Annotated in this window: 10 protein-coding genes, 1 rRNA gene and 1 pseudogene; 9 read left to right on the top strand and 3 right to left on the bottom strand. The window is 58.0% G+C overall.

What is annotated here, in order from left to right; genetic code table 11:
* The 8 genes from rrf to AEQ67_RS06245 all read left to right on the top strand — a co-directional run.
* Window positions 1-102: ribosomal RNA gene (gene rrf, locus AEQ67_RS06280) — 5S ribosomal RNA — on the top strand; the annotation flags it as partial.
* Between the two features lie 156 nt (window positions 103-258).
* Entirely contained in the window at window positions 259-3,711 is a 3,453-nt protein-coding gene (gene recC / locus AEQ67_RS06275; RefSeq protein WP_059403036.1) for an exodeoxyribonuclease V subunit gamma, read from the top strand.
* Window positions 3,708-7,400 carry an exodeoxyribonuclease V subunit beta gene (recB, locus tag AEQ67_RS06270; protein WP_059403035.1) on the top strand — a complete coding sequence of 1,231 codons (3,693 nt, stop codon included), beginning with the start codon at window positions 3,708-3,710 and terminating at the stop codon, window positions 7,398-7,400. The genes recC and recB overlap by 4 nt, the downstream gene beginning before the upstream one ends.
* A complete protein-coding gene (gene recD / locus AEQ67_RS06265) occupies window positions 7,397-9,505 on the top strand; it encodes an exodeoxyribonuclease V subunit alpha (protein WP_059403034.1) in 2,109 nt (702 codons plus the stop codon). Before recB ends, recD begins: the two co-directional genes overlap by 4 nt.
* Window positions 9,506-9,623: 118 nt before the next feature.
* Window positions 9,624-10,199, top strand: coding sequence for a YfiR family protein (locus AEQ67_RS06260; protein WP_059403033.1), 576 nt, complete (start codon window positions 9,624-9,626; stop codon window positions 10,197-10,199).
* Complete coding sequence (locus tag AEQ67_RS06255) at window positions 10,196-11,464, top strand: diguanylate cyclase domain-containing protein (protein ID WP_059403032.1); 1,269 nt, start codon at window positions 10,196-10,198, stop codon at window positions 11,462-11,464. The genes AEQ67_RS06260 and AEQ67_RS06255 overlap by 4 nt, the downstream gene beginning before the upstream one ends.
* A gap of 5 nt (window positions 11,465-11,469) precedes the next feature.
* On the top strand, window positions 11,470-11,973 hold the full coding sequence (locus tag AEQ67_RS06250) for an OmpA family protein (protein ID WP_059403031.1): 504 nt from the start codon (window positions 11,470-11,472) through the stop codon (window positions 11,971-11,973).
* Between the two features lie 80 nt (window positions 11,974-12,053).
* On the top strand, window positions 12,054-12,773 hold the full coding sequence (locus AEQ67_RS06245) for a CatB-related O-acetyltransferase (RefSeq protein ID WP_082377784.1): 720 nt from the start codon (window positions 12,054-12,056) through the stop codon (window positions 12,771-12,773).
* 75 nt (window positions 12,774-12,848) lie between these two features.
* On the opposite strand, the gene AEQ67_RS06240 is transcribed toward AEQ67_RS06245, so the two are convergent.
* The 3 genes and pseudogenes from AEQ67_RS06240 to AEQ67_RS06230 form a co-directional block, all read right to left on the bottom strand.
* Window positions 12,849-13,106 (bottom strand): bacteriocin immunity protein, encoded by a 258-nt coding sequence (locus AEQ67_RS06240; RefSeq protein ID WP_059403030.1) that lies wholly within the window; start codon window positions 13,104-13,106, stop codon window positions 12,849-12,851.
* A pseudogene (locus AEQ67_RS06235) lies at window positions 13,103-14,345 on the bottom strand (S-type pyocin domain-containing protein). The gene AEQ67_RS06240 and the pseudogene AEQ67_RS06235 overlap by 4 nt, the downstream one beginning before the upstream one ends.
* Before the next feature lie 372 nt (window positions 14,346-14,717).
* The gene (locus AEQ67_RS06230) at window positions 14,718-15,665 is read right to left on the bottom strand and encodes a LysR family transcriptional regulator (protein ID WP_059403029.1); all 948 of its coding nucleotides are present in this window, start codon (window positions 15,663-15,665) and stop codon (window positions 14,718-14,720) included.
* A gap of 163 nt (window positions 15,666-15,828) precedes the next feature.
* On the opposite strand from AEQ67_RS06230, the gene AEQ67_RS06225 reads away from it, so the two are divergent.
* A complete protein-coding gene (locus AEQ67_RS06225; RefSeq protein ID WP_059403028.1) occupies window positions 15,829-17,355 on the top strand; it encodes a CoA-acylating methylmalonate-semialdehyde dehydrogenase in 1,527 nt (508 codons plus the stop codon).
* Window positions 17,356-17,358: the final 3 nt, after the last annotated feature.

Raw genomic sequence — 17,358 nt, 5'->3', positions numbered from 1 at the left:
AGCATTGGAACCACCTGATCCCATCCCGAACTCAGCAGTGAAACGATGCATCGCCGATGGTAGTGTGGGGTTTCCCCATGTGAGAGTAGGTCATCGTCAAGATTAAATTCCGAAACCCCTATCTGCGTATGCAGGTAGGGGTTTTGTTTTGCCCGCAGGAAAGTTCGTACAACAACATCAGACGGCTCCCGGCTGTCACAGTCTCCCGACAATGCTAAGGTTCGGCCCTAGCTTTTGTATTTTCCCAAGGAAGCCTTTATGCCGGACGCGACGTCCCTCAGTGCTGGATTTATGGTGGTTCACGGTAACCGCCTGGACGAGCTGCGCAGCCTGGTGGTTAGCTGGATGCGGCGCTATCCGCTGGCTCCCTTGGAAAATGAAATCGCCTTGGTACAGAGCAACGGCATCGCCCAATGGCTAAAGCTGGCACTGGCTGAAGACCCGGAAGATGACGACATGGGCGGCTGCGGAATCGCCGCGGCCATCGACGTGCAGTTACCGGGTAGCTTCATGTGGCAGCTCTATCGCATGGTACTTGGGCGTGACGAAATCCCGGTCAAATCGTTGCTCGATAAAGCCCCGCTGACCTGGCGTCTGATGCGTCTGCTTCCACAGTTGATCAACCAACCGCACTTCGAGCCTCTGCAGCGCTTCCTTACCAATGACACCGATTTACGTAAACGCTATCAGTTGGCTGAGCGGCTGGCGGATTTGTTCGACCAGTACCAGGTGTACCGCGCCGATTGGCTCGAAGATTGGGCAGAAGGTCGTCATCAATTACGAAATGGCAGAGGCGAAGCGAAACCGCTGACCCCGGCCAACTGCTGGCAGGCAGAGTTGTGGCGTGCGCTGTTGCTGGATGTGGGAGAACAAGGCATGGCGCAAAGCCGTGCCGGTGTCCATCAGCGGTTTATCGAGCGCATCAATTGTCTCTCCGTGGCACCCAGTGGATTACCTTCGCGGGTGATCGTTTTCGGGATTTCATCACTGCCTGCCCAGGCTCTGGAAGCGCTTGCAGGACTGGCCCGGTTCAGCCAGGTCCTGCTTTGCGTCCACAACCCCTGTCGTCACCATTGGGCGGACATCGTCGCCGATAAAGACCTATTACGGCATCAATACAAGCGTCAGGCCCGCAAGAGCGGAATGCCGGTTGTGCTTGACCCGCAAACCCTCCATCAGCACGCACATCCGCTACTGGCGGCATGGGGTAAGCAGGGGCGGGACTACATCAATCTGCTCGACAGTTACGATGATCCCAACAGCTATCGCTCGGCATTTCGTGATGGCCGTATCGACCTGTTCAGTGACAGTCAGCCACAGAACATGCTCAATCAACTACAAGACGACATTCTTGAATTGCGTCCGCTGAACGAGACTCGTGAACGCTGGCCGGCTGTTGATCTGGAGACGGACGAGTCGATCCGTTTTCACATTGCCCATAGCGCGCAGCGCGAAGTTGAAATCCTCCACGATCAATTACTCGCGCGCTTCAGCGCCGATCCGCAGCTACGTCCTCGCGACGTGATCGTGATGGTGCCGGATATCGATAGCTACGCTCCGCATATCCGAGCGGTGTTTGGCCAACTGGATTACAAAGACCAACGCTTCATTCCCTTCACACTTGCAGATCAAGGCCAGCGCGGCCGTGATCCGCTACTGATTGCTGTCGAACATCTGCTCAAACTGCCAGACAGTCGTTTCCCTGTCAGCGAGATACTCGACTTGCTCGATGTTCCTGCGCTGCGCGCCCGCTTCGGTGTAGAGGAGCGTGACCTGCCAACCCTGCACCGCTGGATCGAAGGTGCAGGCATCCGTTGGGGCATGAATGCCCAGCAGCGCGCCGGGCTCGGTTTGCCGCAGGAACTGGAGCAAAACAGTTGGCGTTTCGGCCTGCGACGGATGTTGCTCGGTTACGCCGTTGGCAGTGCAAGTGCCTGTGAGGGCATCGAACCCTACGACGAGATCGGTGGTCTGGATGCGGCGCTTATAGGCCCTTTGGTCGCGCTTCTGGATGCGCTGGAAATTGCCCATCGCGAACTCTCCCAACCTGCACCACCCAAGCAATGGGGCTTGCGATTACAGGCACTGGCGCAGTTGTTCTTCCAGGCCAGCAATGAGCATGACGACTACTTGCTGGCCCAACTCGAAGAGCTGCGTGAAACCTGGCTTGAGACGTGTGAATCAGTCGGCTTGCACGATGAGTTACCGTTGACCGTCGTTCGGGAAGCCTGGCTGGCCGGCCTGGATCAAGGTCGCTTGTCCCAGCGTTTTCTTGCGGGTGCGGTTAACTTCTGCACGTTGATGCCCATGCGAGCGATCCCGTTCAAACTGGTCTGCCTGCTTGGCATGAATGATGGGGATTACCCGCGCGCGCAACCGCCACTGGATTTCGATCTCATGGGCAGTGATTACCGCCCAGGCGATCGCTCCCGGCGCGAAGATGACCGCTATCTGCTTCTCGAAGCTCTGTTGTCAGCGCGTGACCAACTCTATATCAGCTGGGTCGGCCGCAGCATTCGCGATAACAGTGAGCGCCCAGCGTCGGTACTGATTGGCCAATTGCGTGACCATCTGGCCAGCGGTTGGCGAATGCACGATTCAGACGAAGTGCTACTTGAGGCCTTGACTCAGGAACACCCCCTGCAACCCTTCAGCGCCCGTTACTTCCATGAAGGCGATGAACTGTTCAGCTACGCCAATGAATGGCAAGTGCTTCATCAGACCACTGAGCCCGCGACTGATATCGAGGTGCTTGACGCCTATGTTCAGGAGGAGCCGCTGAGCCTCGGTCAATTGCAGGATTTCTTGCGTAATCCTGTACGACATTTCTTCAGCCAGCGCTTAAAGGTGTTCTTTGAAGCTGCGGATGTACCTTTGGCCGATGAAGAACCATTCGTACTCGACGCGCTGCAACGCTATAGCCTCAGCGACAGTTTGCTGGAAGCCGCGCTGGGAGATCTGGACTATACGGATCAGGCGCTGGAGGCACGGGCAAAACGTCTGCAAAACAGCGGGCTACTGCCAATGGCCGGTTTCGGTGAATGTCTGCAACGAGAGTTGATAGAACCGTTGCCGGATCTGCTGCAGCGCTATCAACAGCTCCTGTTGTTATGGCCCACACCGCTCACCAGCGCTTTACCGGTGAATCTCGAATTTCAAGGCCTGCGTCTGGAAGGTTGGCTCAGCGGCCTGCATCAACGGGCGGATGGTGGATTGCTCTCGGTCACTACGATCCCCAACAGCATAGGCTCGATCAAGTCACGCAAATGGCATCGGCTGACGCGGCCATGGGTCAATCATCTGGTTGCGTGCGCCAGTGGTATGGCAATGACCACTGCGTTGGTGGCCAGTGACGACAGCCTGTTGCTCGGCCCGATGGAAGAGGGCACTGCATCACGGATTCTCGGCGACCTGTTGCTGGCTTGGAAAACGGGCATGCGCCAACCGCTGCCGATTGCCGTGAAGACAGCGTTCGCATGGCTTGGTCAAACCGACCCGGACAAGGCCCAGGCTGCTGCCCGCAAGGCTTATGAAGGCGATGGCTTGACCACCGACGGCGAGCGTCGCGAAAGCCCGGCACTTAGCCGTCAGTTCGCCGACTACGATGCACTGGTTGCCGATGAGACTTTCCCCGATTGGTGCGACGCTTTGTACAGGCCACTGCTTGAAGCTTCCTGGCGATCATTGACCAGCGAGGAGGCACGCTCATGACCACGAAGACACCGCTGGCCCTGGCATTCCCACTGCGCGGTAGCCAGCTGATCGAAGCCAGCGCCGGGACCGGCAAGACCTTCACCATTTCTGCGCTTTATCTGCGTCTGGTTCTTGGACACGGTGGGGAGTCGACCGGTTTCGGGCGTGAGTTGCTACCGCCCCAAATCCTCGTTGTGACATTCACCGATGCTGCGACCAAAGAGCTACGCGAACGCATTCGCACACGCTTGGCTGAAGCTGCACGGTTTTTTCGCGACGAGACACCGGCACCGGATGGCCTGATTGCCGAACTTCGTGACGAGTACCTTCCCGAGCAGTGGTCCGGGTGTGCAAACCGTCTGGACATCGCCGCTCAATGGATGGACGAAGCAGCGGTCTCGACCATCCACAGTTGGTGCCAGCGCATGTTGCGCGAGCACGCCTTCGACAGCGGCAGCCTTTTCACACAGACCCTGGAAACCGATCACAGCGATTTGCTCGGCGAGGTCCTGCGCGATTACTGGCGGCTGTTCTGTTATCCGATGCAAGGCGATGCGCTGAACTGGGTACGCAGCAATTGGGGTGGCCCGGCAGCATTGTTGCCGCGGGTGCGCGGTTTGTTCGCCAGTGAGCGTGACAGCGTCGAAGGTAAAGAGCCCGCCGAGCTGATCACTGAGTGCCTGCATGAGCGAAGGGCTGCCTTGCTTGAACTCAAGATGCCCTGGCGCCAGTGGGCGGACGAGTTGCTTGTCATCTGTCACGAGGGCGTCGCGAGCAAGAACGTCGACGGGCGCAAGATGCAGGCGCGGTACTTCGAACCCTGGTTCGAAAAGATCAAAGCCTGGGCCGAAGACGAATCCCTTGAGCAACTGGATATCGGTACTGGTTTCACTCGCCTGACCCCCGATGGCATGGCTGAAGCCTGGAAGAAGGGTGAAGTACCCAATCATCCAGGACTGGAGGCCATGCCTGGTCTCAAGGCCAGTCTCGATGGATTGCCGACGCCCGATGCCGCCGTCCTGCAACACGCGGCACAGTGGGTCGGTGCACGGTTCGAAGAAGAAAAACGCCGTCGCGCGGAAATGGGTTTCGACGACATGCTGCTGCGCCTCGATGCGGCGTTGCAGTCTGACGGTGGTGAGCGCCTGGCCACTCTTATCCGTGAGCAATTCCCGGTGGCGCTGATCGATGAGTTCCAGGATACCGACCCGGTACAGTATCGGATCTTCGAGAGTATTTATCGCATCGAGGACAACAATCCCGAGTGCGGTCTGTTCCTGATCGGCGACCCGAAGCAGGCGATCTATGCCTTCCGCGGTGCTGACATCTACACCTACCTGCGCGCCCGCCAGGCCACCACTGGCCGTCTGCATACCCTGGGCACCAACTTCCGCTCAAGTCATGGCATGGTCAGTGCGGTGAACCATGTATTCGAGCGTGCCGAGTCTCGCGAGTCCGGGCGCGGCGCGTTCCTGTTTCGTGAAAAGAATGGCAAGAACCCGGTGCCGTTCCTGCCCGTCGAATCCCAGGGACGCAAAGAAGTCCTGCACATGGATGGTCAGGTTGTACCTGCGCTGAACATCTGGCATCTGTCCGCCGAACAGCCACTGTCTGGTGCGATGTACCGACAACAATTGGCCGCCACCTGTGCCTGTGTAATCACCGAGTTGCTCAACGGCGGGCAACAAGGTCGGGCGGGTTTCCTGCAAGACGGTAAGGAATTGAGAGGCGTACTGCCAGCCGATATTGCGATCCTGGTACGCGACGGTAAAGAAGCTCAAGCCGTACGTGGCGAGCTTTCCGCCCGCGGCGTGCGTAGCGTTTATTTGTCGGACAAGGACTCGGTGTTCGCCGCCCAGGAAGCCCACGACCTGCTGTCCTGGCTCAAGGCCTGCGCCGAGCCGGATGTCGAGCGGCCGTTGCGAGCGGCGTTAGCCTGCATCACCCTGAACCTGTCACTGGTAGAGCTGGAACGACTGAATCAGGACGAATTGGCCTGGGAAGCGCGGGTCATGCAGTTCCGTGGTTATCGCGAGCTCTGGCGCAAGCAAGGTGTATTGCCGATGCTGCGGCGCTTGCTGCATGACTTCCAGTTGCCTCAGGCATTGATCGCACGCAACGATGGCGAGCGAGTGCTGACCAACCTGCTGCACCTGTCCGAATTACTGCAGCAAGCCGCCGCCGAACTCGATGGCGAACAAGCGCTGATCCGGCATTTGTCCGAGCATCTGGCGTTGTCCGGTCAGGCCGGCGAAGAACAGATCCTGCGTCTGGAGAGCGACGAACAACTGGTCAAGGTCGTGACCATTCACAAGTCCAAGGGGCTTGAGTATCCCTTGGTGTTCCTGCCGTTCATTTGCTCGGCGAAACCTGTGGATGGCAGCCGTCTGCCGTTGCATTACCACGATGCCAACGGCAAGGCCCAAGTGACATTGACGCCGACAGCCGAGTTAATCGCCCAGGCCGATGATGAACGTCTCGCCGAGGATCTGCGCTTGCTCTACGTGGCCCTGACCCGGGCGCAACATGCCTGCTGGCTCGGAGTGACTGATCTCAAGCGCGGCAATAACAACAGTTCGGTGCTGCACCTGTGCGCGTTGGGTTATCTGTTGGGCGGTGGTGCAGCATTGACCGAATCGGCGGGTTTGAAGCGTTGGCTGGAAGACCTGCAACAGGACTGCCCGGCGCTGAGCTACGGTGAACTGCCTGAAGCGACCGCCGAGCACTACCATCCACCACGTAACGAAGCGACCTTGCTCGCTCCTCTGATTCCCAAGCGTAAGGCCAGCGAAAACTGGTGGATTGCCTCCTACAGTGCCCTGCGCATTGGCGACATCATGAGTGTCGGTGCCGATGAAGCGCCGGAGAATCCGCAAGCGCAAAAACTCTTCGATGACGAACGTCTCGATCCGCAGGCGCCACGGGAAGTGGTCGCCGGCGGCGCTGACATCCATCGATTCCCGCGTGGCCCGAACCCCGGCACCTTTCTCCATGGTTTGCTTGAATGGGCCGGCGACGAAGGTTTTACCGTCACACCGCAATCGGTGGAGGATGCTATCGCCCGTCGCTGCAATCGCCGGGGCTGGGAAGGCTGGATAACCACGCTCAGCGAGTGGCTGCAGCACCTGCTCAAATCCCCACTGCACATCGGTGCAGGACAGACACCTGTGGTGTTCGAGCAACTGACCCAATACCGGGTCGAGATGGAGTTCTGGTTCGCCAGCCATAAAGTCGATGTGCTCAAACTCGATGAGCTGGTGCACCAATACACCCACAACGGCGTGTCCCGTGTGGCGGCCGAGCCGGTGTTGCTCAATGGCATGTTCAAGGGCTTCATCGACCTGACGTTCGAACACGACGGCCGTTACTACGTCGCCGACTACAAATCCAACTGGCTGGGCGTCGATGATGCGGCCTACACCGAGCAGGCCATGGAACAGTCGATTCTCGACAACCGTTACGACCTGCAATACGTGCTGTACCTGTTGGCCCTGCATCGTCAGCTCAAGGCACGGCTTGTTGATTACGATTACGACCGGCATGTCGGTGGTGCGTTGTATGTGTTCCTGCGCGGTACGCGCGCTTCCAGCCAGGGTGTGTACTTCGCCCGTCCGCCAAGAGAACTGATCGAGCGTCTGGACCGGCTGTTCCAGGGCAAGTCAGAACCCAAGGCCGAACCCGCCTGGGAACAGGGAGTTTTACTATGAGTCGCACCTTCGCCGATTTGCTGCCCACGTCACTGGCGGACGAAAGCCTTGCGGATCTGGCGCCATTGACTCGCGCCGATGACCTGCTGCTATTGCTCACTCGGTGGGTCGAACGTGGTTGGTTGCGAGCGCTGGACAAAGCCTTCGTCGCCTTTCTTCATGAACTCGCGCCTGACGATGATCCGCTGGTATTGCTGGCGGCTGCGTTGACCAGTCATCAACTGGGCCACGGCCACGTGTGTCTGGATTTGTTCGAGACGCTGAAAGAGCCGGACTTCGCGCTGTCGCTACCGCCGGAAGGTGATCTGCAAAGTGGCGTGATGCTATTACCGTCACAATTGCTCGAAGCGCTCGACGGTGCCCATTGGTGCAAGGTGTTGGCCGCCAGCAGCCTGGTCGCTTTGGCGGTCGATGGTCGTGAGGCGGCGCAGCATCGGCCGTTGGTGCTTTCCGGCAAACGCTTGTACCTGCGCCGCTACTGGGCTTACGAGCGGCGGATCGACAACGCGTTGCGCCAGCGCCTGGCAGAGCATGAAACAACACCAAATGATTTGTCCCGGCGCCTCACCGGTCTGTTCGGCCCAGCCAAGCCTGGTGACGTCATCGACTGGCAGAAGCTTGCCTGTGCCCTGGCTACTCGCAGTGCGTTCAGCATCGTCACGGGCGGCCCGGGGACTGGCAAGACCACTACGGTCGTACGCTTGCTGGCATTGCTCCAGGCACCGGCGGTGGAGGCTGGCAAACCGCTGCGTATTCGTCTTGCCGCACCTACCGGTAAAGCCGCGGCACGGCTGACGGAGTCGATCAGTCAGCAGGTTCTGACGTTGAAAGTCGCAGAGACCGTGCGGGAAAAAATCCCGTCTGACGTCACCACCGTGCACCGTCTACTCGGCAGCCGTCCCGGTACTCGACATTTCCGGCATCACGCCGGTAATCGCTTGCCGCTGGACGTACTGGTGGTGGACGAAGCCTCGATGATTGACCTGGAAATGATGGCCAATCTTCTTGACGCGATGCCGGCACATGCTCGTCTGGTGCTGCTCGGGGACAAGGACCAACTGGCATCCGTGGAGGCCGGTGCGGTGCTGGGCGATCTGTGCCGCGATGCTGAAGCGGCCTGGTATAGCCCGCAGACTCGCCAGTGGCTGGAGACCATCAGTGGTGAAAGACTGGATGCCAGCGGTTTGCAGGAGGATACCAACGGCACTCATCCACTGGCCCAGCAAGTGGTGATGCTGCGTCACTCACGGCGGTTCGGCGAGGGCAGCGGCATCGGCCAGTTGGCTCGCTGGGTCAACCAGCAGCAGCCTGAGGAAGCCCGCAAGTTATTGGCCGCGAGAAGCCACGACGACATCTTTTCCCTTCCGCTCAAGGGTGAACAGGATCGGGCATTGGAGCGCTTGCTGCTAGAAGGTCATGGTGAAGGACCGCAAGGTTATCGGCAGTACCTCAGTCTGCTGCGCAGCCTGCGGCCGTCGATCAATAGCACGCTTGATGATCCATGCTGGACCCATTGGGCACGCCAGGTACTGCACGCCTTCGACGCCTTCCAATTGTTATGCGCGGTGCGCAAAGGACCTTGGGGCGTGGAAGGGCTGAATCAGCGAGTGACCGAGGCGTTGCTCAAAGCCCGGCTGATCGATAGCGACCAGCAGTGGTACGAAGGTCGGCCCGTGCTGATGACGCGCAACGACTATGGCTTGGGTTTGATGAACGGCGACATCGGTATTGCGCTCAGGCTACCGGAGCGCGATGGTCCCGAGGCAGGCAAGCAGGTGCTGCGTGTAGCGTTCCCGCGCAATGATGGCCAGGGCGGCGTACGGTTTGTTCTCCCGAGCCGGCTCAATGATGTCGAAACTGTGTATGCCATGACGGTGCATAAATCACAGGGCTCGGAATTTGACCACACGGCGTTGATTCTGCCGGAGGCTCTGAACCCGGTACTCACCAAGGAACTGATCTACACCGGGATCACCCGGGCGAAAAACTGGTTCACCCTGATCGAGCCGCGTTCCGGCGTGTTCGAAGAGGCGGTGCGACGCAAGGTCAAACGCTTGAGCGGGTTGATGTTGGAGTTGGAGGAGGGCGGCCAGGTGCGTGATTGAAAGGGGCGATCCCCGATGACGGAAACTGTCTGAAGTGCCGTACTGCGCGGCCTCGCTGGCACTTCAACGCTGTGCTATCGTTGCGGCACTATTTCGTTTAGATCCAGAGAATCCCTGCATGAAGGTGGCTGTTCGGGCGACGGAGCGCGTCGTTGGCTGCAAACACGTGTTGCTTGCAGGCTTTCTCTGTTTACTGAGTGGCGTCGTTTTCGCTCAGTCGCAAATACCCGTCAGCATGGCCGACCAGCGTGCCAGATCGGTCACCCAGGTGGTCCTCGGGATTCTCAGCTATGCCCGCTGGCCTGTTGAGCCTGCGCAACTACGCCTGTGCATCGTGGGGCCCACCGAATACACCGACGACCTGGTTAAAGGTACGACCCAGGCGACTGGCCGTCCTGTCACGGTGCGCCGGCTGCTGGCCGATAACCCAGCCATTGCAGGTGAATGCGATGCGGTCTATATCGGCAAACTGAGCAGCGACGAACGCAGCCGACTATTCGCCTCATTGACGGGGCGTCCGGTGTTGAGCATCAGCGAGGCCGACGTTCAATGCACCGTAGGCAGTCTGTTTTGTCTGCGGGTCAGCGATGATCAAGTGTCCTTTGAGGTCAACCTCGACTCCGTCGCGCGCAGTGGCGTGCGCATTCACCCTAGCGTGCTGCAACTGTCCCGCCGCAAACCGGCGGCGCCATGAATCCAGCCAAAAGGAGTCATCGCCCAACCTTGCGCTCGGTCATCGGCCGCGGTCATTTGACCGTCGCGCTGGTGGGTGTGGCCATGGCCAGTATTTCACTGACACTGCTTGGCGTACTGGCCTTGCGAGTCTATGCCGACCACAACCTGCACCTGATCGCACGCTCGATCAATTACACCGTGGAAGCCGCGGTGGTGTTCAACGATAAAGCCGCTGCCACCGAGGCGCTGGCGTTGATTGCGTCCACTGAAGAAGTGGCCGATGCCCAAGTGCTGGACGTGCAGGGCCAGGCGTTGGCGCGCTGGCAACGGCCGGAAACCGGCTTGTTTTCCGACCTTGAAATGCAGATTGCCAAAGCCTTTCTGGAAAAACCAATTAGCATGCCGATCATCCATCAAGGTCAGGAAATCGGCAGTATCCAGCTCACGGGGCACGGGGGCAGTCTGCTGCGCTTTTTGCTCAGTGGTCTTGTCGGCATCGTTCTGTGTACGGCCGTCAGTGCCTGGGTGGCGCTCTATCTGGCGCGTCGACAACTTCGCGGCATCACCGGCCCATTGCGCAGCCTGGCTTTTGTGGCTCACGCCGCCCGCAGCGAGCGAGCCTTCGATCAGCGTGTGCCACCCGCCGCCATCGCTGAACTCGACAACCTGGGCAATGACTTCAATGCCTTGCTCGATGAGCTCGAATCCTGGCAGAGCCACCTGCAAACCGAGAACGAAACCCTCGCCCACCAGGCCAGTCACGACAGCCTCACCGGATTGCCAAACCGGGCGTTTTTCGAAGGTCGACTGATGCGCGCGCTGCGCAATGCCAACAAGCTCAATGAGCGAGTCGCGGTGCTGTTTCTCGACAGCGACCGGTTCAAGGAAATCAACGATAACTTCGGCCACGCCGCGGGCGATGCCGTATTGGTGGCCGTGGCCAAACGGGTTCGTGCGCAGCTGCGTGAAGACGATCTAGTGGCACGCTTGGGCGGCGACGAATTTGCCGTCCTGCTGACACCGCTGCATCAGGTCGAAGACGCCGAGTGGATTGCCGACAAAATCATCGCCAGCATGGAAGTGCCAATCCCGTTGCCGGGCGATACCGAAGTACAGACTTCCCTCAGTATCGGCATCGCCGTGTACCCCGACCATGGGACGACACCGGGCGCCCTGCTCAATGCCGCCGACGCGGCCATGTACCAAGCCAAGCGCCTTTCCCGAGGTGCGCAGCACACGGCCGGGTCGGAGCACCCTGTCGCCGATGTTCACATCAGGAGCTAAATTCCGTGTTCTCACTCACCCAGCGTTCCCTGCGATTTTTCGCGATCACCCTGTTTTTGGCGTTGCTCACCTTGACCGGTTGCCAGACAACACCGCACAAAGGCCTGACCCCGGCGCAGGTCGCTGTGCTCAAGCAGCAAGGTTTTGAATTGACTGACGAGGGCTGGGCGTTTGGTTTGTCCGGTAAAGTGTTGTTTGGCAGTGATGACGACAGCCTGAATACCGCCAGTACCGAGATCGTCGCGCGCATTGGCAAAGCGTTGCAGAGTGTTGGAATCGAGCGGGTTCGGGTCGATGGCCACACGGATGCCTCGGGCAAGGAAATCTACAACGAGCAGCTTTCCGTGCGCCGCGCGAAAAGCGTCGAAAAGGTCCTGGCCACCGTTGGCATGAAAGAACAGAACATCCAGCTACGTGGCCTCGGCAGCAGTGAGCCCGTCGCCTCCAATGACACCGCGGCCGGTCGAACCGAGAATCGCCGGGTGTCGATCGTGGTGAGCGCCGAGTAATCGGCGAACGGCCTTTTAATCAATTGTTGTTTTTGGGGATTTCATGCCCCGACAGATGAACAGAGCGCGACGATTTCCAAATGGGAAAAATAATAAATTACTGCCGAGACCACTTTTGGAAAAAATGGCTTCGCAAGCACAAGTGCAAAGTGGCTGGCGGGGTTTCATCGCTTCCGGCAAAAGCCACATTGATACTGGAAGAAAATGTTTCGCTCGGTGGTGTTGTTATCGACACTAAAAAACTGAGCATTGGCGCTCACACTTATATCCGAAGTGGTTGTGTGCTTTCTGCTGTTTCCTCAATCGGACGTTTTTGCTCGATTGGCAACAACTGCTTTATCGGACAGGATAAAAATACACACCCTTCAGACTGGGTCAGTTCGCACCCCTTTCAATTTACCAATACCCCTCTGTCTTTCGAGCCAGAAATTGTTGATGTAACAATCGGCGACGATGTATGGATCGGGCATGGCGCCATGATTATGGAAGGTGTCACGGTGGGTACGGGCGCCATTATCGCCACCCGCGCGCTGGTCATGCACGATGTGCCGCCCTATGCGGTTGTCGCCGGGTTTCCAGCGAAAGTGGTCAAGTTTCGGCACCCGCCAGAGGTTGTGTCGCAATTATTAAGCAGCCATTGGTGGGAGTGTCATGTCGATTTTCTCCTGAGCTTGCGCCTGGATGATCCCCGTATTTCTTTGCCGATGATTGCGGATTCGCGTGATGCCCATCTGGCGACTTACAGGCAGATGGAAGTCACCAGGAAAGGTTGTCGATTGGTTGCGGCCAACAATCATTGATAACTCAATGTTCAATCTGCAAATCGAAAGTCCCGGATTTCACCCAGCAATAACGGACATGATGTCGCCCTTCGATCACTCGTCTTTGAATCCCGACAATCCCTGAGCAGCGCGCCATTCTTTGAGCGTACGGGTGATGCCTTCGGCTGAATCGTCTGCATCGTCTTCGGGGTAAAAGATCAAGTCAGATCCTGCTGGATGTTCACAGATTGTGTTGAAGTGATGCACGAGCTTGTTCTCTTCCTCTTCGCTTGCGTCGTTTCCGATGATCCGTTGAAGCAGCTCTATGAATTCCTGTTCTGTGTAGTCTGAAACGCTGTTTTTCAAAGTCATTGTCTGTCTTCCTTGTGAATCTCTACGTGTCGTTTCGGCGTCAATCGCAAAGTTGTCTACGTCGTACACCGCGCCGCCATACTGAATGTTTTGAATGTGATGGATTTCGTAGCGAGCGTTTTCACCGTTGTGTTCTGATCTTTGGGCGAATGGTGCTTTGCCGTTTCGTAGCTTGCTTTGGTTGGTGGGTTTGAACTGGCTGAATAGCTCTGGGGCATTTCCTACGGCAGTCCAGAACGCCTTCCTGAAAGCATCGAAGTTGCTAAAGCTCTTGCCGCTGAGTTGACTGGCAATTCTTGTTGGTATGGGGGCACCTAGGCCAGCACTCGCCCCAGCTAACCAGATGCCGGTCACGTCCTTTCCTTGGCCAGTTACGGTGCCAGGATCGAGACGAACATTCATCACGATATACAACGGCTGCACACCAGAGTCAGCCGGGAACACCAGAATGAAATCTTTGTACGCGTCAGGGTAAATCGGACTGACGATGATGTTATCAGCCTGTTCGGTGGGCGGATAAATCCAAATCTGTGGCGCCTTTGGCGCGCCTTCTAACGTTGGAATTCCTACAGTGCTGGACGGGTCAGCAGCTGGTGTCCATATCAAGGTTATACCGTCACCAAAGTCAGCCACTTGCTGGGAGCCTTGAGCAACGAACTGCACTACGGGAATCATTTCCCAGTCACGGCGCTTCTGGGTGTTGTACCCGTATCCCTTCAAGGTGCCATCGGCTTGTTGTTCGACGTGCAGGCGGACACGTGTACGTCCTTCTTTAAGCGACTTGAGCTGTTCTTCCGTGTACAGGGAGCTGTCGCCCAGACTCGACGGCCACAACAATGCAACCACTCCTGCCAATGTACCAGCAGCAACACCAGTGGTAGCCCCGGACGCCACAGCACCAGCCGTACACAAACCACCACATGACACACCGCCAGCAGTGGCAGTAGCGGCACCGCCTAACAGAAGTGTTCCCAGTGAAACGGGTAGGGAGCCACTGATTTTCTTGAGAGGAATGTTTCCTTGTGCATCCGTTTCACGACCACCCAGCAAGGCAAACTCGCCATATTGGCTAATCGGATCGGTGGGAATGGCGCCGCTGGGACTGATGTAGTTAATGGTCCCATCTGGCAGCGTGCAACTTTTGGCGAAAACGCATCCGCGTGGAGCCACTTCATCCCGCTTCTTGATCGTATTCCTACGTGCGTCAGCTTCCCGCTCGTTCTTTTCGTTCGCCTCCACTGTTCTTGCCCACGCCGCCTGTGCTTCCTCTGTCGCCTCTGTATGTAGCCTGTTGCCGTCTATCCCATTGCATCCCAGATAACTCGGGAATAGGTTTTCAACCGCCATAACACCCCCTGTGCGAATTGACGATCCATGTTTCGCCGTTTAAGTGCGACAGGACGCTACTTCATGGGTGTTTGGCGTGTCTGTAGGACGATTCTCAAAAGTTATGAAAAGTCGTCAGTGGCTGCTTGAGAGGGGGGACTCCATTGGGTGGGGCAGAATGCAAGCATCGGAGTATTACAAGTTGGGTATCAAACGCTGATACAAAGTATTGGCAAAGGCTATGGACCTCGTTACGACTCCGCTACCTGATTTCCTTGAAAATCTTCAGTCGGCGAACAGCATCTCGCGAGTTTCGCCCAGCAACAACGGGCGATTCAACTCAGTCACCTCACGGATGTAATCCCACAACAGGGTGATCCGCTTAAGCTTCCTCAAATCCTCCCGGCAGTACATCCAGAATTGTCGGGTGATGTTGATCTCCTCCGGCAATACCGGCAGTAACCGTGAATCCCGAGCCGCCAGAAAGCACGGCAGAATCGCCAGCGATCGCCCTTGCTGCGCCGCTACGAATTGCGCGATCACGCTGGTGCTGCGTAGATTGGCCGTAGCGCCTGGCAGCACATTGGCCAGGTACAGCAACTCCGAGCTGAACGCCAAATCATCGACATAACTAATGAATGAGTGTTTACCCAAGTCAGCCGGGCGGCGGATGGGTGGGTGTTTGTCCAGATAATCCTGAGTCGCGTACAGCTGCAATTTGTAGTCGCAGAGTTTGCAGCAGACGTACGGGCCATGTTCCGGGCGCTCCAGGGCGATGACGATGTCGGCTTCGCGTTTGGACAGGCTGATGAAATGCGGCAGCGGCAGGATGTCCACCGAGATGGCCGGGTAGGCGTCGACGAAATGGCTCAGCTGCGGCGTGATGAAAAAACTGCCAAAACCCTCGGTGCAGCCCATTCGTACGTGTCCGGACAACGCCACGCCAGAACCTGACACCTGCTCGCACGCCATGTGCAGGGTGCTCTCGATCGATTCTGCATAACCCAGCAATCGCTGACCTTCAGCGGTCAAAACGAAACCGCTGGTCCGGGACTTTTCGAACAGCAACGTGCCCAATGCCGCTTCCAGCGAACTGATGCGCCGCGAAACGGTGGTGTAGTCCACCGCCAGGCGCTTGGCCGCCGTGCTGGCCTTGCGGGTGCGGGCGACTTCGAGGAAAAACTTGAGGTCATCCCAGTTCAACGAGCCTAGTGAGGTGATGTTTTTTTGCATGATGGACCGGCTTTTATGTGCGTTCTTATTAGAAGTTTGCACATCTATACTCCAAAAACAGTCCGACAACCAATTCGCGACACACGCCTCATCTCAAGGCGACTTTCTCGCCTTGGCTCCCAAGATCGCTCTCTTAATAAGAACAACGTCCCGGAGACCAAACATGAACGCTTCGCTCACGCCAAACGAAACCACTGTCCAAACGGTAAAACTGTTGATCAACGGTGAATGGGTCGAGTCCCAGACCACCGAGTGGCACGACATCATCAACCCGGCGACCCAGCAAGTGCTGGCCAAGGTTCCGTTTGCCACTGCTTCTGAAGTCGCCGCCGCCATCAGCGCCGCCCATCGCGCCTTCCAGACCTGGAAGCTGACGCCGATCGGCGCGCGGATGCGCATCATGCTCAAGCTCCAGGCGTTGATCCGCGAACACTCCAAGCGCATCGCCGTGGTGCTGAGTGCCGAACAGGGCAAAACCATCGCCGACGCTGAAGGCGATATCTTCCGCGGCCTGGAAGTGGTCGAGCACGCTTGCTCCATCGGCAGCCTGCAAATGGGCGAGTTCGCCGAGAACGTTGCTGGCGGCGTCGATACCTACACCCTGCGCCAGCCGATCGGCGTGTGCGCTGGCATTACCCCGTTCAACTTCCCGGCGATGATCCCGCTGTGGATGTTCCCGATGGCCATCGCCTGCGGCAACACCTTTGTGCTCAAACCGTCCGAACAAGACCCGATGTCGACCATGTTGCTGGTGGAACTGGCGATCGAGGCCGGCGTTCCGGCGGGCGTGCTTAACGTCGTGCATGGCGGCAAGGACGTGGTGGACGCGCTGTGCACGCACAAAGACATCAAGGCTGTTTCCTTCGTCGGTTCGACGGCGGTCGGCACCCACGTTTACGACCTGGCCGGCAAACACGGCAAACGCGTGCAATCGATGATGGGCGCGAAAAACCACGCTGTGGTGCTGCCGGATGCCAACCGTGAGCAAGCGCTGAATGCGCTGGTCGGCGCCGGTTTCGGTGCGGCCGGGCAACGTTGCATGGCGACCTCGGTGGTGGTGCTGGTGGGCGCGGCCAAGCAATGGCTGCCAGACCTGAAAGCGCTGGCGCAGAAACTCAAAGTGAATGCCGGCAGCGAGGCGGGTACTGACGTGGGTCCGGTGATCTCGAAAAAAGCCAAGGCGCGGATTCTCGATCTGATCGAAAGCGGCATCAAGGAAGGCGCCAAGCTTGAGCTGGATGGTCGCGATATCAACGTTCCAGGCTTCGAGAAGGGCAACTTTATTGGCCCGACCCTGTTCTCCGGCGTCACCCCTGAAATGCAAATCTACACCCAGGAAATCTTCGGCCCGGTACTGGTGGTGCTGGAAGTCGCTACCCTCGATGAGGCCATCGCACTGGTCAACGCCAACCCGTTCGGCAACGGCACGGGCCTGTTCACCCAGAGCGGTGCCGCGGCGCGTAAATTCCAGACTGAAATCGACGTCGGCCAGGTCGGTATCAACATCCCGATTCCGGTGCCGGTCCCGTTCTTCAGCTTCACCGGTTCGCGTGGTTCGAAACTCGGCGACCTCGGCCCGTATGGCAAGCAAGTGGTGCAGTTCTACACTCAGACCAAGACTGTCACCAGTCGCTGGTTCGATGACGACAGCGTCAATGACGGTGTGAACACCACCATCAACTTGCGTTAAGGA

It is taken from the genome of Pseudomonas sp. RIT-PI-q, assembly GCF_001297125.1.
In the GTDB taxonomy this organism is placed as follows: domain Bacteria; phylum Pseudomonadota; class Gammaproteobacteria; order Pseudomonadales; family Pseudomonadaceae; genus Aquipseudomonas.
Note: the sequence above shows the minus strand (reverse complement) of the source record. Positions and strands in the feature narration are given on the sequence as shown.